Raw genomic sequence first — 22,976 nt, 5'->3', positions numbered from 1 at the left:
TTTTTATAGACTTCAAAGGCATAATGAATTCCGCAATAAGACGGAATTTGATATGAATCTGCACCAGTTCAAGTTTGTTCAGGAAGCCGTGCGGCGCAACCTGAACCTCACCGAGGCGGCCAAGGCACTGCACACCTCGCAGCCCGGCGTCTCCAAGGCGATCATCGAACTCGAGGAAGAACTCGGCGTCGAGATCTTCGCCCGCCACGGCAAGCGCCTGAAGCGCATCACCGAACCCGGCCAGCACGTCATCGCGAGCATCGAACTCATCATGCGCGAGGTGGGCAATCTCAAGCGCATCGGCGAGCAGTTCAGTGCGCAGGACAGCGGCACCCTCTCCATCGCCACCACCCACACGCAGGCGCGCTATGTGCTGCCGGTGCCTGTGGCCAACCTGCGCGAGGCCTACCCGAAGGTCAACGTGAGCCTGCACCAGGGCTCGCCCGACCAGGTGGCGCGCATGGTGATCGACGAGATCGCCGAGATCGGCATCGCCACCGAATCGCTCGACGGCTATGCCGAACTGGTCACGCTGCCCTGCTACGAATGGCAGCACGTGCTGGTGCTGCCCAAGGACCATCCGCTGGCCGCCAAGGAGCGCGTGTCGCTTGAAGACCTGGCGCTCGAGCCGATCATCACGTACCACCCGTCGTTCACCGGCCGTACGCGCATCGACCACGCCTTCGCGCAGAAGAAGCTCACGCCGCGCATCGCGCTCGAAGCCATCGATTCCGACGTGATCAAGACCTACGTGCGCCTGGGCCTGGGCGTGGGCATCGTGGCCGAGATGGCCGTGCGCGACGAGTCGAACGCCGACCTCGTGGTGCGCCCGATGGGCCACGTGTTCGGCCAGAACATCGCACGCGTCGCCTTCAAGCGCAGCGCCTACCTGCGCAACTTCGTCTTCAAGTTCGCCGAGCTGCTGAGCGACCGTCTCGACCGCAACCTGATCGCGAAGGCCCTGAGCGGCCATCAACAAGATTACGAACTCTGACCTTTCGCTTTTTCCCCCGCGACGACCGACCATGAGCACTGCCACCCCTTCGTCTTCTCCCCGCACGCCCGAGATCACCACCAAGCTGCCGGCTGTCGGCACCACCATCTTCACCGTGATGTCCACGCTCGCGGCCGAGAAGAATGCCGTGAACCTCGGCCAGGGCTTCCCTGATTTCCACTGTGACCCGAAGCTGCTCGAAGACGTGACCGCCGCCATGGCGGCCGGCCACAACCAGTACCCGCCGATGCCGGGCATTGCGTCGCTGCGCGATGCCATCGCCGCCAAGATCGAAGCGCTCTACGGCCGCAGCTACAGCGCCGCGACCGAGATCACGGTCACGGCCGGGGCCACGCAGGCCATCATCACCGCCATCTTGGCCCTCGTGCGGCCCGGCGACGAAGTGATCGTGCTGGAGCCCTGCTACGACAGCTACGTGCCCAACATCGACCTGGCCGGCGGCAAGGTCGTGCGCGTGCCGCTCGTGCCCGGCACCTTCCGTCCCGACTTCGACAAGATCGCCGCCGCGCTCACGCCGAAGACGCGCGCGATCATCATCAACACGCCGCACAACCCGAGCGCCACGGTCTGGACCGAGGCCGAGATGCGAAAGCTCGAAGACCTGCTCGCGCCCACCGACGTGTTCGTGATCAGCGACGAGGTCTACGAGCACATGGTGTTCGACGGCGCGCGCCATGAAAGCGTGGCGCGCTTCCCCGGCCTGGCGGCGCGCAGCTTCATCGTCAGCAGCTTCGGCAAGACGTATCACGTCACCGGCTGGAAGGTCGGTTTCGTGGCCGCGCCCGCGCCGCTGATGGCCGAGTTCCGCAAGGTGCACCAGTTCAACGTGTTCACCGTGAACACGCCGATGCAGCACGCACTGGCGCAGTACATGGCGCAGCCCGAGCCCTACCTGGAGCTGCCGGCCTTCTACCAGCGCAAGCGCGACCTGTTCGCGGCTGGCCTGGCCGAGAAGACCCGCTTCAAGCTGCTGCGCAGCGAGGGCAGCTACTTCCAGTGCGTGGACATCTCGGCGGTGAGCGACCTGTCGGAATCGGAGTTCTGCCTCTGGCTCACGCGCGAGATCGGCGTGGCGGCGATCCCGCTGTCGGCCTTCTACGGCGACGGCTTCGACCAGCGCGTGGTGCGCTTCTGCTTCGCCAAGAAGGACGAGACGCTGCTCGCCGCGCTCGATCGGCTCGCGAAGCTCTGACGCCAGCGGGCACGATCCGGGCGCCGCGATGACGATGAGCCGGCCGCGCTGGATCCTGCTGGCCCTGGCCCTCTCGTTCCTCGTGGTGGGCGTGGCGGATGCTTTCGTGGCGCCAGTGCGGGGCAAGGACTACACGGCGTTCGACGTGGTGCATGTGTTCCTGATCTCGGCGCTGTGCTACACGTGGTGCCGGGCCGATGGCCTCGCGCGCGGCGTGCCCGCACCCGGCCGCTCCGCACTGCTCGCAGGCGTTTTTCCGGTGCTGGGCGTTCCGGTCTACTTCTTCCGCACACGCCCTTGGCAACGGGCTTTGCTCTGCACGCTGGGGGCCGCGGCATTCCTGGCGATAAGCCTCGTTCTCGCAGCCGTGGGCACCTTGTCGATCGAATTCGTGCGAGGCTGAAAGCCAAACGCCGACGCGCACGGTAGGACAGTCCTGACCGCCGAAGGGGCGGCTCTCCGGCGCTTGCGGCGCCTCCGGACGTCGAGCATGAAAGCTCGTAACAACAAACGTCCCAGGAGAAAACCATGTCCCTCTCGTTCATTCTGCTGATCGTCCTGATCCTGCTGCTGATCGGCGCGCTGCCGAGCTGGGGCTACAGCCGGTCCTGGGGCTACGGGCCCAGTGGCGGCCTCGGGCTGGTGGTACTGATCGTGGTGATCCTCGTGCTCATGGGTCGCATATAGCCGCCGCCCTTCAATGAAAAAGCCCGCGTCGCCGCGGGCTTTTTTCATGCCTGAAGCTGCGCCCAGGCCTTGTCGAGACGCTTCACGCTCACCGGCTGCGGCGTGCGCAGTTCCTGTGCGAAGAAGCTCACGCGCAACTCTTCGAGCAGCCAGCGGAACTCGAGCATGCGATCGTCCACCACGCCCTTGCGTTCGGCCACGAGGCGCCAGTAGCGCTGGTCCTGCGGCTTCAGTTCGGCCAGCTTGGCGGCGTCGCGTGCGGGGTCGGCACGCAGCTTGTCCAGGCGCAAAACGATCGCCTTCAGGTAGCGCGCAAAGTGCTGCAGCTGCGTCCAGGGCGCATCGGCGATGAAGCGTTTGCCGACGAGCTTCTGCAACTGCTGCGCCGCGTCCTGCACCGCCTCGGGCTGGATCTTCGTGTCCTTGATCTTGCGCGCGGCCGCCGCGTATTCCACGAGGATGACGCCGGCGAGCCGCGCCACCTCGTTGGCGATCAGCGTCAGCCGCCCGCGCCCTTCTTCCAGCCGCTTCTTGAACGCGAACTCGTCGGTCGGCAGCGGCTCCTGCAGGAACGCGCGGTCGATCGCCACGTCGATGATCTGCGTGCGCAGTTCTTCCGACGTGCCCAGCGGCATGTAGGCGACCGACATCTTCTGCAGGTCGGGGATGTTCTTCTCGAGGTACTTGAGCGCGTCCTTCAGCTGCAGCGCGAACAGGCGGCGCAGGCCGGCGCGGTGCTTCGCGGCGGCCACGGCGGGCTCGTCGAACACCTCGATGGTCACGGCATCGCCCTCGTCGCGCAGGGCCGGGAAGCCGATGAGCGATTGCGAACCGCGTCGCACTTCCATCAGTTCAGGCAGTTCGCCGAAGGTCCAGGTCGTGTAGCGCTGGCCGGCGGGCAGCGCGGGCGTGGCCTTCTCGGGTGCGGCGTTCTTCGCTGGTGCCCGACCGTCATTTGCGGGCGCAGCCTTGGGAGTCGGCGACGCCTTCACGTTGAGCCCCGCGAGCGCCTGGAAAGCGCCGCGTGCCTGCGCGCCCAGCTCGGCCTTCAGCGCACCAAGGTTGCGGCCCATGCCCAACTGGCGGCCGTGCTCGTCGACCACGCGCAGGTTCATGAACAGGTGCGGCGGCAGCATGTCGAGCTTGAAATCGGCGCGCTTCACGTCGATGCTGGTCAGGTCGCGCACGCGCTTGAGCAGCACGTCGGTGAGCGAGCCGGTGCCGAACAGCTCGGGCGCCGACAGCTCCTCGGCCAGCTTCGTGGCCGACTCGGGCAGCGGCACCAGCCGCGAACGCGGGCGCTGCGGCAGGCTCTTGAGCAATGCCTGGATCTTGTCCTTGAGCATGCCCGTCACCAGCCACTCGCAGCGCTCCTCGTTCACCTGGTTGAGCACGAACAGCGGCACGCTGACCGTGAGGCCGTCCTTCGCATCGCCCGGTTCGTGCAGATAGCTCGCCGCGCAGTCGACGCCACCCAGGCGCAGCGTGGGCGGGAACGACTGCGTCGTGATGCCAGCCGCCTGGTGGCGCATGAGCTCGTCGCGCGTGAGGTACAGCAGGCGCGGCTGGTCCTTCGAGGCGTGGCGGTACCAGTTCTCGAAGGTGATGCCGCTGGCCACGTCGGGTGGCAGCTGCGCGTCGTAGAAGGCGAAGATCAGTTCGTCGTCGACCAGCACGTCCTGCCGGCGCGCCTTGTGCTCCAGCCCTTCGACCTCGCGCACCAGCTTGCGGTTGGCCGTGAGGAACGGGAACTTGCTTTCCCATTGCCCGCCGACCAGTGCTTCGCGGATGAAGATCTCGCGCGCGGCGACCGGGTCGACACGCGTGAAGTCGACGCGCCGCCCGCTGTAGACCACCAGGCCGTAGAGCGTCGCGCGCTCCAGCGCCGAGACCTGCGCGCCCTTTTTCTCCCAGTGCGGGTCGAGCAGCTGCTTTTTCAGCAGGTGCCCCGCCACCTGTTCGAGCCACTGCGGCTCGATGTTGGCAATGCCGCGCCCGAACAGGCGCGTGGTCTCGACCAGTTCGGCCGCGACGATCCAGCGGCCGGGCTTCTTCTTCAGGTGCGCACCCGGGTGCTTGTAGAACTTGATGCCACGCGCGCCGAGATACGCTTCCTCGTCTTCCAGCTTCCAGCCCACGTTGCCGAGCAGGCCCGCGAGCATCGACAGGTGCAGCGGCTCGTAGCCCGCCGGCGTGGCGTTGATGCGCCACTTGTGCTCGGTGACCACCGTGAGCAGCTGCGAATGGATGTCGCGCCATTCGCGCACGCGGCGGATGTTGATGAAGTTCTGGCGCAGCAGCTGCTCGTACTGGCGGTTGCTGAGCTTGTGATGAGGGCCTTCGGCCCCCATCACAGGTGATGCGCCAGAAGGCGCCACGCGACCGCGCGGCGCGGCACCGTGGCCGCCGCGCGCGTCGGCGATCCATTTCCACAGCCGCAGGTAGCCGCTGAACTCGCTCTTCTCGTCGTCGAACTTCGAGTGCGCCTGGTCGGCCTGCTGCTGCGCGTCCATGGGGCGGTCGCGCACGTCCTGCACGCTGAGCGCCGAGGCAATGATGAGCACTTCTTCGAGCGCGCCACGCGTGCGGGCTTCCAGAATCATGCGGCCCACGCGCGGATCGAGCGGCAGCTTGGCCAACTCGGCGCCGGTGCCCGTGAGCTCGTTGCCGTCATCGACCGCGCCCAGCTCGTTGAGCAGCTGGTAACCGTCCGCGATGGCGCGCGGCGACGGCGCCTCCAGGAACGGAAAGCGCGCCACATCGCCCAGCCGCAGCGACTTCATGCGCAGGATCACGCCCGCGAGCGACGAACGCAGGATTTCCGGGTCGGTGAAGCGCGGGCGGCCCGCGAAGTCTTTCTCGTCGTACAGCCGGATGCAGATGCCGTTCGCCACGCGCCCGCATCGGCCCGCGCGCTGGTTGGCCGCGGCCTGGCTGATCGGCTCGACCAGCAACTGCTCGACCTTGCTGCGGAAGCTGTAGCGCTTGACACGCGCCGTGCCGGTATCGATCACGTAGCGGATGCCCGGCACGGTGAGCGAGGTCTCGGCCACGTTGGTGGCCAGCACGATGCGCCGTCCGTGGTGGCTTTCGAAGATGCGGTCCTGCTCGGGGCCCGACAGCCGCGCGAACAGCGGCAGCACTTCGGCACTGCGAAACAGCGGCTGGTGGCTGACATGACGGCGCAGGTGATCGGCTGCCTCGCGGATCTCGCGCTCGCCGGGCAGGAAGATCAGGATGTCGCCCGCGTTGTGCGGGTCGCGCCAGAGCTCATCGACGGCATCGGCAATCGCGTCGTTCAGGTCGTGTTCGCGCGATTCCTCGAAGGGACGGTAGCGCTGCTCCACCGGGAAGGTGCGGCCCGACACCATGATCGTCGGCGCGGGCCCCTTCGCCGAAGCGAAGTGCTGCGCGAAGCGGTCGGCATCGATGGTGGCCGAGGTGACGATCACCTTCAGGTCGGGCCGGCGCGGAAGAATCTCGCGCAGGTAGCCCAAGAGGAAATCGATGTTCAGCGAGCGCTCGTGGGCCTCGTCGATGATGAGCGTGTCGTAGGCCTTGAGCAGCGGATCGGTCTGCGTCTCGGCCAGCAGGATGCCGTCGGTCATCAGCTTGACCGAGGCATCGCGGCTCAGGCGATCCTGAAAGCGCACCTTGAAGCCGACCACGTCGCCCAGTGGCGTCTTCAGCTCTTCGGCGATGCGCTTGGCGACCGAGCTGGCGGCAATGCGGCGCGGCTGCGTGTGCCCGATGAGGCGGCCCTTGCCGGGCTCGGCGTTGAGCTTGCCGCGCCCGAGCGCCAGCGCGATCTTCGGCAGCTGCGTGGTCTTGCCCGAGCCCGTTTCGCCGCAGACGATCACGACCTGGTGCGCCGCAATGGCGGCCATGATCTCCTCGCGCCGGCCGGAAACCGGGAGCGATTCGGGGAACTCGATGCGCAGGGGGGCGGGAGGTGTGAGGGTCGTCAAGGCAAGGCAGTCGTCGGTCGTTGCGCGCGGCGGCAGGCGGGCAAACCGCCAATTATCGCGGGGCCCCGTCGCTGTTGCATGGTGCCCACAGCAAGGCCGCAGGCGGCGGGTGACGCAGGAAATTTCGTAAAGACTCTTTACTCTACCGCATGCCGCCGCTACGATCGCGGCCATGACCTCCTTCCTTGCCCCCCTCTCGATGCGCATCCGCTGCGCAAGCCACGTGTCTGCACGTGGCGGGGTCAAGGCGACCCGCCCGGCCTGACGAAGCCCCCGCGCGCCGGCTTCAGCTTCCTTCGCGGAACTGAACGCCCACCGCTCGCGCTTCACCGTTCAGGTCGAAGCGCGCCAGCCTGACCCGCACAGCGCCTGCACCCCGCCCTCTTCGCATCTCGCGAGGAGAAGCGGCCGCATTCCTGTTTCCGTGTCCCCGAATCATTCGAAGAAAAAGAACCACATGTCGCAACAAGACATTTCCCGTGACCTGCACGCCACGCTGGCCGAGCGCACGCGCCACCTGCAGGCCATTGCCCATTCGCTGAAGGCCGAGCTGTTCGGCATCGACGAGATCATCGATCGCGTGATCGATTCGCTGCGCGCCTGGTACGTGCTGCCGCAGCTCATCAGCCGCCCGGTCGTCATCTGCCTGTGGGGCCTGACCGGCACCGGCAAGACGCAGCTCGTGCGCCGGCTGGCGCAGCACCTGGGCTTTTACGACCGATTCATCGAAGTGCAGATGGACGGTTTCAGCCACGGCTCGGGCCATCGCACCGCCGGCTCCATCTCGGCCATGCTGGCCGAGTCGGGCATCGCCGAGGGTGCGCCCGGCATCCTCGTGCTCGACGAGTTCCAGCGCTTTCGCACCGTGGACGCCAACGGCAAGGAAGCGCGCGTGGAGCGCTACCAGGACGTGTGGGCGCTGCTCTCGGACGGTCGCCTGCCGCCGTCGCTGTCGGTGCTCAGCGAGATCGAGTCGTCGCTGGCCTGGGCCGAGTACGACCAGGACCGCCGCACCGATGACGACGACGAAGAAGACGACGAAGACGGCGCCAAGGCCGGCCAGACTGGCAAAGCCAAGCGCAAGCGCCGCCTGCAGCTCTCGCCCTGGGAAGCGCAGGAGTTCAAGCGCTGCCTGAAGCTGCGCGAATCGCTGCTCGACATCATGACCTGGAAGCCCGACGAGATCCAGGCGCGGCTGCGCGCCTTCCGCGCCTCGCAGGACCACTGGGAAACCGACTACTCCAAGCTGCTCGTCTTCGTCTCGGGCAACCTCGACGAGATGTACGCCGAGACCGCCAAGCGGGTGGAAGACTGCGACACCGACGCCGACATCTTCCACGCGCTGACGAAGAAGCTCTCGCTCATCGACGTGAAGAAGGCGCTGGCCGAGCGCTTCAAGCCCGAGCAGGTCGCGCGGCTGGGCAACAACCACGTGATCTACCCGTCGTTCAGCCGCGCCACCTACGTGCGCCTGATCCTGTCGATCTGCGACCGCTACGTGAGCGAGATCCAGGAAAGCTCGGGCGTGCGCTTCGTGCTCGACGCGAGCGTGTACGAGCAGATCTACGCCAACGCCGTGTTCCCGGCGCAAGGCACGCGCCCGCTGTTCTCGTCGATCCACGCGATCCTGAGCGCGACGCTGGTCAACGCCGCGCTGTGGGCGCTCGAACAGGGCGCCCACGGCAGCGAACCTGTGTGGCTGATGCTCGACCCCGGCGAGGTCACGCCCGGCGGCCCGCGCCTGGTCGCGCGCTTCCGGCTGGCGCGGCGCGAGTTCCCGGTGGCGCTGGAGCTGAACCGGCTCAAGCAGCGCGCCAACGCCGACTTCCGTGCGCTGCTTGCGGTGCACGAGGCCGGCCATGGCCTGGTGTACGCCCTGCTCTTCGGCCGCGCGCCGCAGGAGATCCGCATCAACGTGGCCTCGTTCGAGGGTGGCTACAACAGCTACGTGAAGCGCAAGGCGTGGTCCAAACGCAACCTGCTGGACAGCGTGTGCGTGAGCCTGGCCGGCCGCGCAGCCGAGCGGCTGGTGTTCGGCGAATCGGGCTGCACCACCGGCGCCGAGCGCGACCTGATGCAGGCCACCGCCACGGCAGCGCGCCATGTGCGCCACCTGGGCTTCGGCACGCGCTGGAGCCGCACCGACGTGACGACCGATTCGAACGACAACCTCAACACCGACGTGGCCGCCACCAACCGCGAGATCGAGGCGATTCTGGCGCGCGAACACACGCGCGCGCTCGGTCTGCTCGAAGCGCACGCGACCGCCTTCATGGCGGTGGTCGATGCGCTGATGGCGCACGGTTCGATTGCGCCGGACGAGCTCGCGGGACTGCTGGGGCTGCCGCTGACGCCGACCGCACCGACGGGCTCGGCCGAGGCGGCGGTCGAGCCGCTGGACACTTACGCCGACCAACTGGAAGCCTTCAAGGCCCGCGGCACTCCGCCCGCGGCCGGGGCCGCCCGATTGCTGCGCGCCTTGGCATGACCGCTGCACCAAAACCTTGCCAAGAATGCACAATCACGCCCCATGTCCACCGTCTTCAATTTCACCTTCGTGCCCTGGTTCCGCTCGGTCGCGCCCTACATCCACACGCACCGCGGCAAGACGTTCGTGGTCGCGCTCGCGGGTGAGGCCATCGCCGCGGGCAAGCTGCAGAACATCGCGCAGGACCTGGCCCTGATCCAGAGCATGGGCGTCAAGATCGTGCTGGTGCACGGCTTCCGACCGCAGGTCAACGAACAGCTCGCGGCCAAGGGCCACGAGGCCAAGTACTCGCACGGCATCCGCATCACCGACGCCGTGGCGCTCGACTCGGCGCAAGAGGCCGCGGGCCAGTTGCGCTACGAGATCGAGGCCGCCTTCAGCCAGGGCCTGCCGAACACCCCCATGGCCGGCTCGACGGTGCGCGTGATCTCGGGCAACTTCATCACCGCGCGCCCCGTGGGCGTGGTCGACGGGGTGGACTTCAAGCATTCAGGCCTGGTGCGCAAGGTGGACGCGGCCGGCATTCGCCGCACGCTGGACTTCGGCGCGATGGTGCTCATGTCGCCGTTCGGCTTCTCGCCGACCGGCGAGGCGTTCAACCTGACGATGGAAGAAGTGGCGACCAGCGTGGCCATCTCGATCCAGGCCGACAAGCTGATCTTTTTGACCGAAGTGCCGGGCATCCGCGTGGACAGCGAGCTGCCCGAGAGCGAGGACAACCCGATCGACACCGAGCTGCCACTGGCCGCCGCCGAGAAGCTGCTGGCCTCGCTGCCGCCCGCGCAGAAGCCGACCGACACCGCCTTCTACCTGCAGCACTGCGTGAAGGCCTGCAAGGGCGGCGTGGAACGCAACCACATCCTGCCGTTCGCGCTCGACGGCTCGCTGCTGCTCGAGATCTACGTGCACGACGGCGTGGGCACCATGGTGATCGACGAGAAGCTCGAGAGCCTGCGCGAAGCCACGGTGGACGACATCGGCGGCATCCTGCAGCTGATCGAGCCCTTCGAGCGCGACGGCACGCTGGTCAAGCGCGACCGCACCGAGATCGAGCGCGACGTGGGCCACTACACGGTGATCGAGCACGACGGCGTGATCTTCGGCTGTGCGGCGCTGTACCCGTACCCCGAGGCGAAAACCGCCGAGATGGCCGCGCTCACGGTGTCGCCGCAGTCGCAATCTCAGGGCGACGGCGAACGCATCCTCAAGCGCATCGAGCACCGCGCCAAGGCCATGGGCCTGGACAGCATCTTCGTGCTCACCACGCGCACGATGCACTGGTTCCTCAAGCGCGGCTTCCAGCAGGTCAACCCCGACTGGCTGCCCGAGGCGCGCAAGCGCAAGTACAACTGGGACCGCAAGAGCCAGGTGCTGGTCAAGAAAATCTGAGAAAGGCGCCCCGATGACGCTCGCCACCGCAATGCTGTTCGCCATCGTGGCCTTCGCGGCCATCGCCACGCCCGGCCCCACGGTGCTGCTGGCGCTGAGCAACGGCTCGCGGCACGGTGTGCGGCGGGCGCTGCCGGGCATGCTCGGCGCGGTGCTGTCCGACTTCGTGCTCGTCGGCGCCGTGGCGCTCGGCCTGGGCGCGCTGCTCGCGGCGTCGGAGTTCTGGTTCTCGATGCTGAAGTGGGTGGGCGCGGCCTACCTGGCCTGGCTCGGGCTGCGCATGCTGCGCTCCAAGGGCGGCTTCCAGTTGCCGAATGCAGACAGCGCGGCCACCGTGGCGGTGGGTGAAAGCCGGCGCATCTTCGTCAAGTCGTTCCTGGTGGCGGTGACCAACCCCAAGGGCTACATCTTCTGCTCGGCGCTGCTGCCGCAGTTCATCGACCCGGTCGCCGCGCAGGCGCCGCAGTACCTGATCATTGCGCTGATCTTCGCGGGCCTGGACATGGCGGTGATGCTGGCCTATGCCTTCGTCGGCGCACGCGCGATCCGGTTGCTCACGGTGTCGGCCACGCGCTGGATCGACCGCACCTGCGGCGGCATGCTGCTGGCGCTGGCGGGCTCGCTCGCGTTCTACCGGCGCGGCAGCACCTGATCCGGTCCCGTACGCCCGCAGCGGGCGGCGCCGGTCGCCGATAATCCCACCCCATGAATCCCCTGCTTTCCAAGCTCCAGCCCTACCCCTTCGAGCGGCTGAAGCGCCTGTTTCACGGCGTCACCCCGAACCCTGACTTCGCGCCCATCAGCCTGGGCATCGGCGAGCCCAAGCACGCCACGCCGGGCTTCATCAAGGACGCCCTGAGCGCCGGCCTCGGCGCCCTTGCCGCCTACCCGGCCACCGCCGGCGAGCTGAAACTGCGCACCTCGTTCACCGACTGGCTGCATCGCCGCTACAACCTGACACTCGACCCGGCCACGCAGGTGCTGCCGGTCAACGGCTCGCGCGAGGCCTTGTTCTCGCTCGCCCAGACCGTGGTCGACGCCAGCGCCCACCCGAAGCCGGTGGTGATGTCTCCCAACCCGTTCTATCAAATCTACGAGGGCGCGGCGCTGCTCTCGGGCGCCGAGCCGTACTACGTGCCCAGCGTGCCCGCGCGCAACTTCGCCGTCGACTGGGACAGCGTGCCCGAGGCCGTCTGGGCACGCACGCAACTCGTGTTCGTCTGCTCGCCGGGCAACCCCACGGGCGCCGTGATGCCGCTGGACGAGTGGCGCAAGCTCTTCGCGCTGTCCGACCGCCACGGTTTCGTGATCGCCGCCGACGAGTGCTACAGCGAGATCTACTTCCGCGACGAGCCGCCGCTGAGCGGCCTCGAAGCCTCGGTGAAGCTCGGCCGCCCCGACTTCAAGAACCTCATCGCGCTCACCTCGCTTTCGAAGCGCAGCAACGTACCCGGCCTGCGCAGCGGCTTCGTGGCCGGCGACGCGGCCCTCATCAAGCAGTTTCTGCTCTACCGCACCTACCACGGCAGCGCCATGAGCGGCACCGTGGCCGCCGCCAGCATCGCGGCCTGGGGCGACGAGTCGCACGTGGTCGACAACCGCGCCCAGTACCGCGCCAAGTTCGCGGCCGTCACGCCGCTGCTCGAATCCGCGCTCGACGTGCGCCTGCCCGACGCCAGCTTCTACCTCTGGGCCGGCGTGCCCGAAGTGTGGGCTGGCGACGACGAAGCCTTCGCCCGCGCGCTCTACGCTCAATACAATGTCACGGTTCTGCCGGGGAGCTATCTGGCGCGCGACACCGACCACAGCGCCAACCCGGGCCGCGGTCGCATCCGCATGGCGCTGGTGGCCGAAACCGCCGAGTGCGTCGAGGCCGCCCAGCGCATCGTCCGGTTCGTCAGGGACGGCCGCCGCTGACCCCCGTCGCCCCGCGTCCCTGCCCCCCTTTTTCACCCGAGACTCTCTCCATGACACAGCAACTGCAACAAATCATCGACGCCGCGTGGGAAGACCGCGCCAACATCTCGATCAACGCCGCCCCCGCCGAAGTGCGCGACGCCGTCGAGCACGTGATCACCGAGCTGAACAACGGCAAGCTGCGCGTCGCCACCCGCCAGGGCGTGGGCCAGTGGACCGTGCACCAGTGGATCAAGAAGGCCGTGCTGCTGTCGTTCCGCCTGAAGGACAACGAGCAGATCCAGGCCGGTTCGCTGGGCTTCTACGACAAGGTGCCGACCAAGTTCTCGCACCTGTCGGCCGCCGAGCTGAAGGACTCGGGCGTGCGCATCGTGCCGCCGGCCGTGGCCCGCCGCGGCAGCTTCATCGCCAAGGGCGCGATCCTGATGCCCTCGTACGTGAACATCGGCGCCTACGTGGGCGAAGGCTCCATGGTCGACACCTGGGCCACCGTCGGTTCGTGCGCACAGGTCGGTGCCAACGTGCACCTGTCGGGCGGCGTGGGCCTGGGCGGCGTGCTCGAGCCGCTGCAAGCCAACCCGACCATCATCGAAGACAACTGCTTCATCGGCGCGCGCTCCGAAGTCGTCGAAGGCGTAATCGTCGAAGAGAACTCGGTGCTGGGCATGGGCGTGTACCTGGGCCAGAGCACCCCGATCTTCAACCGCGACACCGGCGAGATCTCGTACGGCCGCGTGCCCGCCGGCAGCGTGGTCATCAGCGGCAGCCTGCCCAAGAAGACCAAGTCGGGCCAGGACTACAGCACCTACGCTGCAGTCATCGTGAAGACGGTCGACGCGCAGACGCGCTCCAAGACCAGCCTGAACGACCTGCTGCGCGACTGACCTTATAGGCACACCCCCATGCTGCGCGCACTGCGTGTCGCTTCGCACACCCCCTTGCAGGGGGCAACGCCAGCGGCCCGGCAAAGCCGGTTCCGCGGCGTTCCGCGCGAAGAATCCGGTGCTTGCGCAGCCTGCGAATAATTCAGAGAACAACCGAGGAGAGAGACCGATGAACATGATGGAACGGATTCTTCGTTTGATGGCCGAGCGCAAGGCCTCCGACATCTACCTCTCGGCCCACTCCCCGGTGATGATCCGCATCAACGGCAACTGCCTGCCGATCAATGCGCAGGTGCTGCCGCCGACCGCGCCGCTGGCGCTGCTGTCGGAAGTGGTGCCCGAAGCCCGCATCCAGGAACTGGAAAACACGGGCGAACTCAACATGGCCGTCGCCCTCGAAGGCGCCGGCAACTATCGCATCAGCGCCATGCGCCAGCGCGGCAGCTACGCGGTGGTGGTGCGGCACATCGCCTCGGTCATCCCCAGCTTCGACGACCTGCACCTGCCCGACATCCTGAAGTCGCTCATCATGGAAAAGCGCGGGCTGATCCTGATGGTGGGCGCCACCGGCGCAGGCAAGACGACCACGCTGGCCTCGATGCTCGACTACCGCAACGAGCACGCCAGCGGCCACATCCTCACGGTCGAGGAGCCGATCGAGTTCACCTATACCAACAAGAAATCGCTGGTGAACCAGCGCGACGTGGGCAGCGACACCACCTCGCTGCAGGTGGCCCTGAAGAACGCACTGCGCCAGGCGCCCGACGTGATCCAGATCGGCGAAATCCGCGACCGCGACACCATGACGGCCGCCATCGCCTACGCGCAGTCGGGCCACCTGTGCGTGGCCACGCTGCATGCCAACAACAGCTACCGCGCGCTGAACCGCATCCTGAGCTTCTTCCCGGTCGAGGTGCGCCCCACCCTGCTGGGCGACCTGGGCTCGGCGCTGCGCGCCGTGGTGTCGCAGCGCCTGCTGCGCACGCCGGCCGGTGCCCGCGTGCCCGCGCTCGAAGTGATGCTGAACACCGCGCTGGTGGCCGACCTGATCGAAAAGGGCGACTTCTCCGGCGTCAAGGAGGCCATGGAGCAGTCGATGGCCGAAGGCTCGCAGACCTTCGAGGAAGACATCGCCCGCCTCATCACCGAGGAGCGCGTGACCCGCGAGGAAGGCCTGGCCAACGCCGACTCGCCCACCAACCTGATGTGGCGCCTGCAGAACCGCGACGCGCCCAAGAAGCAGGCCGAGGATCGCGACCTGACCGACCAGCTCGACGAACCCACCTTCACCGACATCACGCTCGACGTGAAGTTCTGACCGCCCCTTAATCCCCGCTCCCTCGATGTCCCGTACGCTCCAGCTCGCCGAACAACTGATCTCGCGCCCTTCCGTCACCCCCGACGACGCGGGTTGCCAACAGATCCTGGGCGAACGTCTCGCCGCGCTGGGCTTCACGCTGGAAACCATCGAAAGCGGCCCGGCCGATTTCCGGGTGACGAACCTCTGGGCCGTGCGTCGCCCCACCAACGGCAAGTCGACAAAAACGCTGGTCTTTGCCGGCCACACCGACGTGGTGCCCACCGGCCCGCTCGACCAGTGGAGCAGCCACCCGTTCACGCCCACGCACCGCGACGGCAAGCTCTACGGCCGCGGCGCCTGCGACATGAAGACCTCGGTCGCGGCCTTCGTGACCTCCATCGAAGAGTTCCTGCAGGGCGAGCCCGACCCGGCGCTTACGCTGGCGCTGCTGCTGACCAGCGACGAAGAAGGCCCGGGCGTCGACGGCACCGTGATCGTCTGCAACGCGCTGGCCGCGCGCGGCGAGACCATCGACTACTGCATCGTCGGCGAGCCCACCTCGGTGGCGCGTTGCGGCGACATGATCAAGAACGGCCGCCGCGGCACCATGAGCGGCAAGCTCACGGTGAACGGCGTGCAGGGCCACATCGCGTACCCGCACCTGGCGAAGAACCCGGTGCACGCGGTGGCGCCTGCGCTGGCCGAACTCGTGGCGATCAACGCCGCCGGTGGCTGGGACGCACAAAGCAACCCCTACTTCCAGCCGACCAGCTGGCAGATCAGCAATTTCCATGCGGGCACCGGCGCGAGCAACGTGATTCCGGGCAGCGCGGTGATCGACTTCAACTTCCGCTTCTCGACCGAGTCCACGCCCGAGTCGCTGCAGCAGCGCGTGCACGCCGTGCTCGACGCGCACGGCGTCGACTGCACGCTGGCCTGGACCGTCGGCGGCCTGCCCTTCCTGACCACGCCGGGCGAACTCGTCACGGCGGTGCAGGCGGCGATCCGCGAAGAAACCGGCCTGGACACCGAGCTGTCGACCAGTGGCGGCACCAGCGACGCGCGCTTCATTGCCAAGATCTGCAAGCAGGTCGTCGAGTGTGGCCCGGTGAACGCCAGCATCCACAAGATCGACGAGCACATCGAGGTCGCCGAGATCGAGACGCTGAAGAACATCTACCTGCGCACGCTGCGCCGGCTCGACGCGGCGCTCGCCCAAGGCGCGCGATGAGCACGGTCATCGAACTGATCGAGGCCGGCGCCAAGCGGCTCGAAGATGCCGGCGTCGCGTTCGGTCATGGCACCGCCAACGCCTTCGACGAAGCCGCCTGGCTCGTGCTGTGGCGCCTGAAGCAGCCGCTGGACGACATCGATGCCGTGGCCGACATCCCCGTGTCGCCGGCCGATGCTGCCAAGGTCGTGGCCCTCATCGACGAACGCATCGCCACGCGCAAGCCCGCCGCCTACCTCACGAAAGAGGCGTGGCTGCAGGGCGTGCCCTTTTACGTGGACGAGCGCGCCATCGTGCCGCGCAGCTTCATTGCCGAGCTCATCGCCGACGGCAGCATCGACTACTGGCTGGGCGAGCACACGCAGCGCGTGCTCGACCTGTGCACCGGCAACGGCAGCCTCGCCGTGCTCGCGGCGCTCACCTACCCGGATGTGACGGTGGATGCGGCCGACCTGTCGGTGCAAGCCCTCGAAGTGGCCGCCATCAACGTCACGCGCCACGCGCTCGATGCCCGCATCAAGTTGATCGAATCGGACGGCCTGAAGAACGTGCCCGGCACCTACGACCTCGTACTGTGCAACCCGCCCTACGTGAACAGCGCCAGCATGGCTGCGCTGCCCGCCGAATACCGCGCCGAGCCCGAACTGGCGCTGGCCGGCGGCGCCGACGGCATGGACTTCGTGCGGCAATTGTTCGCCGACGCGCCCGCCCGCATGAGCGAGCAGGCCGTGCTGGTGCTGGAGATCGGCAACGAGCGCGACTACTTCGAGGCGGCGTTTCCGCAGCTCGAGGTGGTCTGGCTCGAAACCTCGGCCGGCGAAGACCAGGTGTTGCTGGTCACCCGGACGGCGCTACTGGCCGGCGCCGGCGTGCGTTAGCGGCGCCTGCCCAAGCCCCCTTCACAGCCTTGCGCGCAGCGCCCGCGCTGCGCCCACCTTTCTCAGGGTGATGTCCGCCTTTGCCCCTTCGCGCCGGCTCGCCAAAGGCCGGGCGGGATAATCACCCCTACGGTTCCTATTTCATGATTACTCTCAAAAACGTCATTCTTCGCCGCAGTGCCAAGAAACTGCTCGACGGCGCCACCGTCAATCTCAACCCCGGCGAAAAGGTCGGCCTGGTGGGACGCAACGGCGCCGGCAAGTCGTCGCTGTTCGCGCTGTTCAACGGCACGCTGCACGAAGACGGCGGCGACTTCTACATTCCCAAGCAGTGGCGCATGGCGCAGGTCGCGCAGGACATGCCCGAGACCGAAGAGTCGGCCACCGACTTCGTGGTCGGCGGCGACACCCGCCTGACCGAGCTGCGCGCCACGCTGGCCGCCATCGAGGCCGCCTACGCAGAGAACCCCGACGACGCCGACATCGGCATGGAGCTGGCCCACGCCTACACCGACCTGGCCGACGCCGGCGAGCACGACGCCGTGCCGCGCGCGCAGGCGCTGGTGCTGGGGCTGGGCTTCAAGTCGCACGAGCTCGACGAGCCCGTCAACAGTTTCTCGGGCGGCTGGCGCATGCGCCTGCAACTGGCCCGCGCGCTGATGTGCCCGAGCGACCTGCTGCTGCTCGACGAACCGACCAACCACCTGGACCTGGACGCCCTCGTGTGGCTGGAAGCCTGGCTGCAGAAGTACGCCGGCACCATGATCGTCATCAGCCACGACCGCGAGTTCCTCGACGCCGTGACCGACGTCACGCTGCACATCGCCAACGCCCAGCTCACGCGCTATGGCGGCAACTACAGCAAGTTCGAAGACATGCGCGCGCTGCAGATGGAGCAGCAGCAGGTGGCATTCAGCAAGCAGCAGGACAAGATCGCCCACCTGCAGAAGTTCATCGACCGCTTCAAGGCCAAGGCCAGCAAGGCCAAGCAGGCGCAAAGCCGCGTCAAGGCGCTGGAGCGCATGGAGAAGGTCGCGCCGCTGCTGGCCGAGGCCGACTTCACCTTCGAGTTCAAGGAGCCGGGCAACATCCCGAACCCGATGCTCTCGATCGACAACGCCAGCTTCGGCTATGAGGTTGAAGGCGAAGCGCCCAAGACCATCCTGCGCGGTGTCAGCCGCTCGGTGCTGGCGGGCCAGCGCATCGGCATCCTGGGCGCCAACGGCCAGGGCAAGTCGACGCTGGTGAAGACCATCGCGCGCGAAATGGGCGCGCTGGCCGGCCAGGTCACCGAAGGCAAGGGCCTGAACATCGGCTACTTCGCGCAGCAGGAACTCGACGTGCTGCGCCCGCAGGACAACCCGCTGGAGCACATGGTGCGCATGGCGCGCGAGCTGGGCAGCAATGCCAAGGAAGCCACCGGCGAGCAGGCCCTGCGCGGCTTCCTGGGCAGCTTCAACTTCAGCGGCGACATGGTCAAGCAGCCCGTGGGCACCATGAGCGGCGGCGAAAAGGCCCGCCTCGTGCTCGCGATGATGGTCTGGCAGCGCCCCAACCTGCTGCTGCTGGACGAGCCCACCAACCACCTGGACTTGGCCACCCGCGAGGCCCTGGCCGTGGCGCTCAACGAGTTCGAAGGCACGCTGATGCTGGTGAGCCACGACCGTGCGCTGCTGCGTTCGGTGTGCGACGAGTTCTGGCTCGTGGGCCGTGGTGTCGTCACCGACTTCGACGGCGACCTGGACGACTACCAGCGCTACCTGCTCGACGAATCCAAGCGCCTGCGCGAAGAGGCCAAGGTGGCCGTGCGCGAGGCGGACGCCGTGGCTGCTGCTGCTGCGGCCGCCGCAGCAGCAGCGCCCGTGAAGAGCAGCAACACCCCCGAGCAGCGCAAGCAGGACGCCCAGGAACGCCAGCAGCGCAGCGAGCAGGCCAAGCCGCTGAAGAAGGAGATCGCGAAGATCGACGAGCGCATGACGGCAGCCAGCACCGAGCGCAGCACGCTCGAAGCCAAACTGGCCGAGCCGCTGCCGCCCGCCGAGATCGCCGAAGCCGGCAAGCGGTTGAAGGCGCTCAACGACGAGATCGCGCAACTCGAAGAGCGCTGGCTGGCACTGTCCGACCAGCTCGAAGCGCTGGCCGCCTAAGCCCCCTGGCCGCGCGCGGCTGGCTACCGGCCGGCCGGCGCGAGCCGGGTAGCATGGCAAGGTCAGGGAACGCCAAGGAGCCACGCTGCATGCCATCTGCCATCGAACTCGCCCGGGGCGATGAAAAACTCATCGCGGCCATCCACCGCAGCCGACGCCTGATCGGCCGCAAGGCCCTCATGGCCGCCGCCGCCAGCGCCGTGCCACTGCCCGGCATCGACTGGATGGCCGACGCAGCGCTGCTCTCGCGCCTCGTGCCGCAGATCAGCGCCGAGTTCGGCCTCTCGGTCACCCAGGTCGAAAAGCTCGCGCCGCACCAGCGCGAGCGCATCCAGAAGGCCGCCACCACGCTCGGCGCCCTGCTCGTCGGGCGCCTCGTCACGCGCGACCTTCTCATGAAGCTCGCCCGCCATGCCGGCATCCGCCTCACCGCCAAGCAGGCCACCAAGTACGTGCCCATTGCCGGGCAGGTCGTGTCGGCCGCGCTCGGGTATGCCGCGCTGCGCGCGCTGGGCGAACAGCACATCAAGGACTGCGTGCGCGTGAGCACCACACTGGCTCTCACGCCGCCCGAACCTGTCGAACGGCTCAAGCCAGCCTGAGCCTTCTCAGTCGCCGCAGGCGGGACGTGATGCGCCGCTGCTTGCTGCCACAGCCCCTCCGCACACGAAGCGGTGCGCGTGCCCCTCACCGCACGGAGGTCCGTGATCGGCAAGTGGGAGGACGAAGACTGAGGCCGCAAAGGGCTTCTCTTCGAGAGGTCAGGTTGCGTACAGATTCGCCGGGCACAGTGAGGTTTCTCCCGGTGGCCTGCACCTCTGATCCTCCCTCCTCCAGCAGGTCATCTTCCAGCCCGCCCTTGTGCGGGCTGTTTTTTGCCCGCACGCTACGCGGTTGGCAGCTCGGGGAAAGATCGGCTGATCCTGGTATATAATCGTCGGTTGCCCGAATTGCTCGGGCATTGCCTGGCCAGGCAAGCTGAATCTCACACCAGCGCGTCGAAGTCATAGCGACGAGAAAAACAACAACGACTTCCGCAAACGAATCTTTGCCGTAGCGTGGACCGCGTAAGAGTTCACGACCACATTCCGAACAGGCCCTCCTCGCGAGGGCTTTTTCATGCGCGTTTGCCACGCTGCCGCGAGGCGCCCGCCTTCCGTCCACCCATCTCGTTTCCTACACGATGTAACGGAATGCGGCTTACGCGGTTCCGCGCAGGCTCAAAGGATGATTCATCCACTGTCAGCACAGGGAAAAAGGGATCAATCACATGGGCCTCAAGGATATCCGCGAGCGCTACGGCGTGAGCTTTGAAAGAGGAAGCCGCGTCATCTGCGGCGGCCGCCTCGGCACCGTCGCCGGCGCGAGCAATTCACACATCCGGATCAAGTTCGACGGGCGCCAGATCAGCAGCCCGTGCGATCCGTTGGAGGTCCAGCCCTGCAATGAAGGCACCGCCAACCTCGCAACGCAGACAGCAGCGCAAGACCGGCGCGCCTCGGCGTAGCGCCTGCCGTCGCCTGCACTACCCGACTCAAGGCAAGGCGAACGCCAGCACGTAGTCGCCCCGCTCCGCCGAATAGGCCGCTCCGCCCGCCGAAACGACGATGTACTGCTTGCCCGTCCTGGGCGACACATACGTCATCGGCGTGGCGCTCGAGCCCACCGGCATCTCGTGCTTCCAGACCTCGGCACCGGTCTGTGCATCGTAGGCGCGCAAGTAGAAGTCCTGGAACCCCGCAAAGAACACCAGGCCGCCCGCCGTCGACAGCGTGCCAGCGTACGTCGGCATGCCGATGGGCATGGGCATGTTCAGCTTCACGCCCATCGGGCCCAACTGCTGGGCCGTGCCGGCGGGCACCTGCCAGGCCACCTTGCGCGTCTTCAGGTCGATCGCGGTGAGGGTGCCGAACGGCGGCTGCACGCAGGGCACGCCGAGCGCGGAGAACCAGATGTTGGTGTAGATGCCGTACGGCGTTCCGAGCTGCGCCGACGGGCCGTGGCCGTCGCTGACCGGCGGGTACTTCTTGGAGAAAGCTGCGTAGTCGTCGCGCGGCACGAGCTGGAACACACTCGGCACGCGGATGTCGTTGAGGAACACGCGCTGGTTGGCCGTGTCGACCGACACGCTGCCCCAGTTCAGCCCGCCCACGTTGCCCGGATGCTGGATGGAGCGCACGAGACCCGGCGGCGTGAAGTCGCCGTCATAGCGCAGCTTGCGAAACTCGATGCGGCACAGGAGCTGGTCGAACATCGTCATGCCCCACATCCGCTGCTCGCTCAGGCGCTCGGCGCCGATGGAGGGCATGCCGGTCGAATAAGGCTGCGTGGGCGACAGCTTTTCCTCCGGCACGGCGCCTTCCTGCGTCACGGCCTTCTCCGTCACTTCGGCCAGCGGTTCGCCCGTCGCGCGGTTGAGCAGGAAGATCTGGCCACGCTTGGTCGTCTGCAGGACGGCCGGCGTGCTGCCGCCCTGCCCGTCGGGCAGGTCGATCAGGGCCGGCTGCGACGGCAAGTCGTAGTCCCAGATGTCGTGGTGCACCGTCTGGAACTTCCAGCGCGGCCGCCCCGTGGCCACATCGAGTGCGACCAGCGTGGCGTTGTAGGCATCCGAATGCGCGGGCCGGCCCACGCCGTAGTAGTCGGGCGTGGCATTGCCCAGCGGTGCATAGATGAGGCCCAGCCTGTCGTCGTAGGACGCGGTGGTCCACATGTTCGGCGTGCCCAGGGTGTAGGTCTGGCCCTCGGGCGGCAGGCGCGTGGTGTCGGGGTTGCCCAGGTCCCAGGCCCACACGAGTTCACCGGTGCGCGCGCTGAAGGCGCGGATCACGCCCGAGGGCTCGCCGCGCATCTGGTTGTCGACCACCCAGCCACCCACGACGATCAGGTCGCGCGCCACCAGCGGCGCCGAGGTCTGGAAGTAGAAACCGGGCCGTACGAGTCCCATGTTCTGCGACAGGGCCACGGTCCCCTTGTCGCCGAAGTCTTTGCAGGGCTTGCCTGTGCGCGCATCCAGCGCGATCAGGCGGGCATCGATGGTGGTCTGGATGATGCGGTCCCGGCACTGGCCTTCAGCGGTCGTGCTGGCAGCGGCCGGGGCCGCCGCCTCGGCGCGGTAGTGCCCCAGTCCGCGGCAGCGTTGCCAGAACGGCGACTTGGCCTGCGGGTCGAAGGTCCAGCGTTCCTTGCCCGTGTCCGCATCGAGCGCAATGATCTTGTCGTTGCGTGTGCAGCTGTACACGGTGTCGCCGAGCTGCAGCGGCGTGTGCTGGTCCACCCCGGGCTTGAGGTCACCGGTGCGATAGCTCCACGCGAGCTGGAGCTTGCCGACCGTCTCGCGGTTGATCTGGTTGAACGGTGCATCGCGCCGGCCCTCGGTGGTGCGGCCGTAGGCGCTCCAGTCGACGGGTTGGTTGTCTCCGGTGGGCGGCTGGTAGGCCATCGATGCATCGGGGCGGACCACGCCATGCGGCATGAAGGCCAGGCCGAAGCCCATCACGAAGAGCAACGCGAACACCACGCCCCCCACACGCCACGGCGCAGGCCGCGTCCCATCGCTCGCGGAAGGCGCCAGCCACAGGCCGATCGCTGCCAGGGCGAACGGCGCCATCACGCGCGGAAACAGTGCCCAGAAATCGGCGCCGCTTTCCCACAGTGCCCATGGCACCGTGAGCACAGCCAGCACTGCCAGCAGCAAGGCGCCACTGCGGCGGCCGCGCCAGATCTGCAGCGCGGCCACGACAAGGACCAACCCCGCCAGCAGGTAGTAAGGCGAGCCCTTGAGCCAGACCAGCTGAGCGCCGCCGATCGCGAGGCCCAGCCCCATGAGGATCACCAGGACAGAGAACAAGCGCGAAACAATCACCATGACAGGCCTCCT

General features: G+C 67.4%; 17 protein-coding genes. 15 read left to right on the top strand and 2 right to left on the bottom strand.

Translation table 11 applies throughout. The annotated features are described in order from the left end of the window. Positions 1 to 52 precede the first annotated feature (52 nt). The 4 genes from ASD34_RS19415 (at position 53) to ASD34_RS27195 (ending at position 2,894) form a co-directional block, all read left to right on the top strand. Positions 53 to 994 (top strand): CysB family HTH-type transcriptional regulator, encoded by a 942-nt coding sequence (locus ASD34_RS19415; RefSeq protein ID WP_056580504.1) that lies wholly within the window; start codon positions 53 to 55, stop codon positions 992 to 994. A gap of 31 nt (positions 995 to 1,025) precedes the next feature. Continuing rightward, entirely contained in the window at positions 1,026 to 2,207 is a 1,182-nt protein-coding gene (locus ASD34_RS19410; protein WP_056580501.1) for a pyridoxal phosphate-dependent aminotransferase, read from the top strand. Between the two features lie 28 nt (positions 2,208 to 2,235). After that, complete coding sequence (locus ASD34_RS19405; protein WP_056580499.1) at positions 2,236 to 2,610, top strand: hypothetical protein; 375 nt, start codon at positions 2,236 to 2,238, stop codon at positions 2,608 to 2,610. 125 nt (positions 2,611 to 2,735) lie between these two features. Beyond that, positions 2,736 to 2,894 carry a DUF3309 family protein gene (locus tag ASD34_RS27195; RefSeq protein ID WP_082548839.1) on the top strand — a complete coding sequence of 53 codons (159 nt, stop codon included), beginning with the start codon at positions 2,736 to 2,738 and terminating at the stop codon, positions 2,892 to 2,894. Between the two features lie 44 nt (positions 2,895 to 2,938). Here the strand turns inward: ASD34_RS27195 and hrpA are convergent, their stop codons facing one another. After that, positions 2,939 to 6,781 (bottom strand): ATP-dependent RNA helicase HrpA, encoded by a 3,843-nt coding sequence (gene hrpA / locus ASD34_RS19400; protein WP_235510185.1) that lies wholly within the window; start codon positions 6,779 to 6,781, stop codon positions 2,939 to 2,941. 538 nt (positions 6,782 to 7,319) lie between these two features. On the opposite strand from hrpA, the gene ASD34_RS19395 reads away from it, so the two are divergent. The 11 genes from ASD34_RS19395 to ASD34_RS19345 all read left to right on the top strand — a co-directional run bounded on the left by ASD34_RS19395 (position 7,320) and on the right by ASD34_RS19345 (position 20,603). Then, a complete protein-coding gene (locus tag ASD34_RS19395) occupies positions 7,320 to 9,350 on the top strand; it encodes an AAA family ATPase (RefSeq protein WP_056580493.1) in 2,031 nt (676 codons plus the stop codon). A gap of 42 nt (positions 9,351 to 9,392) precedes the next feature. After that, positions 9,393 to 10,739: an amino-acid N-acetyltransferase gene (gene argA / locus ASD34_RS19390; protein WP_056580490.1), complete on the top strand. Its 1,347-nt coding sequence runs from the start codon at positions 9,393 to 9,395 to the stop codon at positions 10,737 to 10,739. Between the two features lie 13 nt (positions 10,740 to 10,752). Next, the gene (locus tag ASD34_RS19385; protein ID WP_056580488.1) at positions 10,753 to 11,391 is read left to right on the top strand and encodes a LysE family translocator; all 639 of its coding nucleotides are present in this window, start codon (positions 10,753 to 10,755) and stop codon (positions 11,389 to 11,391) included. 53 nt (positions 11,392 to 11,444) lie between these two features. Next, a complete protein-coding gene (gene dapC / locus ASD34_RS19380) occupies positions 11,445 to 12,656 on the top strand; it encodes a succinyldiaminopimelate transaminase (RefSeq protein WP_056580485.1) in 1,212 nt (403 codons plus the stop codon). 50 nt (positions 12,657 to 12,706) lie between these two features. Next, on the top strand, positions 12,707 to 13,540 hold the full coding sequence (dapD, locus tag ASD34_RS19375; protein WP_056580482.1) for a 2,3,4,5-tetrahydropyridine-2,6-dicarboxylate N-succinyltransferase: 834 nt from the start codon (positions 12,707 to 12,709) through the stop codon (positions 13,538 to 13,540). Between the two features lie 169 nt (positions 13,541 to 13,709). After that, positions 13,710 to 14,858: a PilT/PilU family type 4a pilus ATPase gene (locus tag ASD34_RS19370; protein ID WP_056580480.1), complete on the top strand. Its 1,149-nt coding sequence runs from the start codon at positions 13,710 to 13,712 to the stop codon at positions 14,856 to 14,858. Between the two features lie 25 nt (positions 14,859 to 14,883). Continuing rightward, positions 14,884 to 16,071 (top strand): succinyl-diaminopimelate desuccinylase, encoded by a 1,188-nt coding sequence (dapE, locus tag ASD34_RS19365; RefSeq protein WP_056580477.1) that lies wholly within the window; start codon positions 14,884 to 14,886, stop codon positions 16,069 to 16,071. Continuing rightward, the gene (gene prmB / locus ASD34_RS19360; RefSeq protein WP_056580474.1) at positions 16,068 to 16,949 is read left to right on the top strand and encodes a 50S ribosomal protein L3 N(5)-glutamine methyltransferase; all 882 of its coding nucleotides are present in this window, start codon (positions 16,068 to 16,070) and stop codon (positions 16,947 to 16,949) included. Before dapE ends, prmB begins: the two co-directional genes overlap by 4 nt. Positions 16,950 to 17,092: 143 nt before the next feature. Continuing rightward, positions 17,093 to 19,096 carry an ABC-F family ATP-binding cassette domain-containing protein gene (locus ASD34_RS19355; protein WP_056580472.1) on the top strand — a complete coding sequence of 668 codons (2,004 nt, stop codon included), beginning with the start codon at positions 17,093 to 17,095 and terminating at the stop codon, positions 19,094 to 19,096. 89 nt (positions 19,097 to 19,185) lie between these two features. Next, positions 19,186 to 19,698: a hypothetical protein gene (locus ASD34_RS19350; RefSeq protein WP_056580469.1), complete on the top strand. Its 513-nt coding sequence runs from the start codon at positions 19,186 to 19,188 to the stop codon at positions 19,696 to 19,698. A gap of 668 nt (positions 19,699 to 20,366) precedes the next feature. Continuing rightward, the gene (locus tag ASD34_RS19345; protein WP_056580465.1) at positions 20,367 to 20,603 is read left to right on the top strand and encodes a hypothetical protein; all 237 of its coding nucleotides are present in this window, start codon (positions 20,367 to 20,369) and stop codon (positions 20,601 to 20,603) included. Between the two features lie 27 nt (positions 20,604 to 20,630). Here the strand turns inward: ASD34_RS19345 and ASD34_RS19340 are convergent, their stop codons facing one another. Further along, positions 20,631 to 22,964 carry a membrane-bound PQQ-dependent dehydrogenase, glucose/quinate/shikimate family gene (locus ASD34_RS19340; protein ID WP_056580462.1) on the bottom strand — a complete coding sequence of 778 codons (2,334 nt, stop codon included), beginning with the start codon at positions 22,962 to 22,964 and terminating at the stop codon, positions 20,631 to 20,633. Between the last annotated feature and the right edge of the window lie 12 nt (positions 22,965 to 22,976).

Origin of the sequence: Variovorax sp. Root473 (assembly GCF_001426505.1) — a bacterium.
GTDB lineage: Bacteria > Pseudomonadota > Gammaproteobacteria > Burkholderiales > Burkholderiaceae_C > Variovorax.
The sequence above is the reverse complement of the archived record's forward strand: the minus strand, read 5'-3'. Positions and strand labels throughout refer to the sequence as shown.

Bases quoted from the DNA above. Each gene is read 5' to 3' on its own strand.
- dapE (WP_056580477.1), top strand. From the start codon at position 14,884: ATGTCCCGTACGCTCCAGCTCGCCGAACAACTGATCTCGCGCCCTTCC.
- ASD34_RS27195 (WP_082548839.1), top strand. From the start codon at position 2,736: ATGTCCCTCTCGTTCATTCTGCTGATCGTCCTGATCCTGCTGCTGATC.
- ASD34_RS19415 (WP_056580504.1), top strand. From the start codon at position 53: ATGAATCTGCACCAGTTCAAGTTTGTTCAGGAAGCCGTGCGGCGCAAC.
- ASD34_RS19395 (WP_056580493.1), top strand. From the start codon at position 7,320: ATGTCGCAACAAGACATTTCCCGTGACCTGCACGCCACGCTGGCCGAG.
- ASD34_RS19370 (WP_056580480.1), top strand. From the start codon at position 13,710: ATGAACATGATGGAACGGATTCTTCGTTTGATGGCCGAGCGCAAGGCC.
- ASD34_RS19345 (WP_056580465.1), top strand. From the start codon at position 20,367: ATGGGCCTCAAGGATATCCGCGAGCGCTACGGCGTGAGCTTTGAAAGA.
- prmB (WP_056580474.1), top strand. From the start codon at position 16,068: ATGAGCACGGTCATCGAACTGATCGAGGCCGGCGCCAAGCGGCTCGAA.
- ASD34_RS19385 (WP_056580488.1), top strand. From the start codon at position 10,753: ATGACGCTCGCCACCGCAATGCTGTTCGCCATCGTGGCCTTCGCGGCC.
- argA (WP_056580490.1), top strand. From the start codon at position 9,393: ATGTCCACCGTCTTCAATTTCACCTTCGTGCCCTGGTTCCGCTCGGTC.
- ASD34_RS19410 (WP_056580501.1), top strand. From the start codon at position 1,026: ATGAGCACTGCCACCCCTTCGTCTTCTCCCCGCACGCCCGAGATCACC.
- hrpA (WP_235510185.1), bottom strand. From the start codon at position 6,781: ATGGCCGCCATTGCGGCGCACCAGGTCGTGATCGTCTGCGGCGAAACG.
- ASD34_RS19405 (WP_056580499.1), top strand. From the start codon at position 2,236: ATGACGATGAGCCGGCCGCGCTGGATCCTGCTGGCCCTGGCCCTCTCG.
- ASD34_RS19350 (WP_056580469.1), top strand. From the start codon at position 19,186: ATGCCATCTGCCATCGAACTCGCCCGGGGCGATGAAAAACTCATCGCG.
- ASD34_RS19340 (WP_056580462.1), bottom strand. From the start codon at position 22,964: ATGGTGATTGTTTCGCGCTTGTTCTCTGTCCTGGTGATCCTCATGGGG.
- dapD (WP_056580482.1), top strand. From the start codon at position 12,707: ATGACACAGCAACTGCAACAAATCATCGACGCCGCGTGGGAAGACCGC.
- dapC (WP_056580485.1), top strand. From the start codon at position 11,445: ATGAATCCCCTGCTTTCCAAGCTCCAGCCCTACCCCTTCGAGCGGCTG.
- ASD34_RS19355 (WP_056580472.1), top strand. From the start codon at position 17,093: ATGATTACTCTCAAAAACGTCATTCTTCGCCGCAGTGCCAAGAAACTG.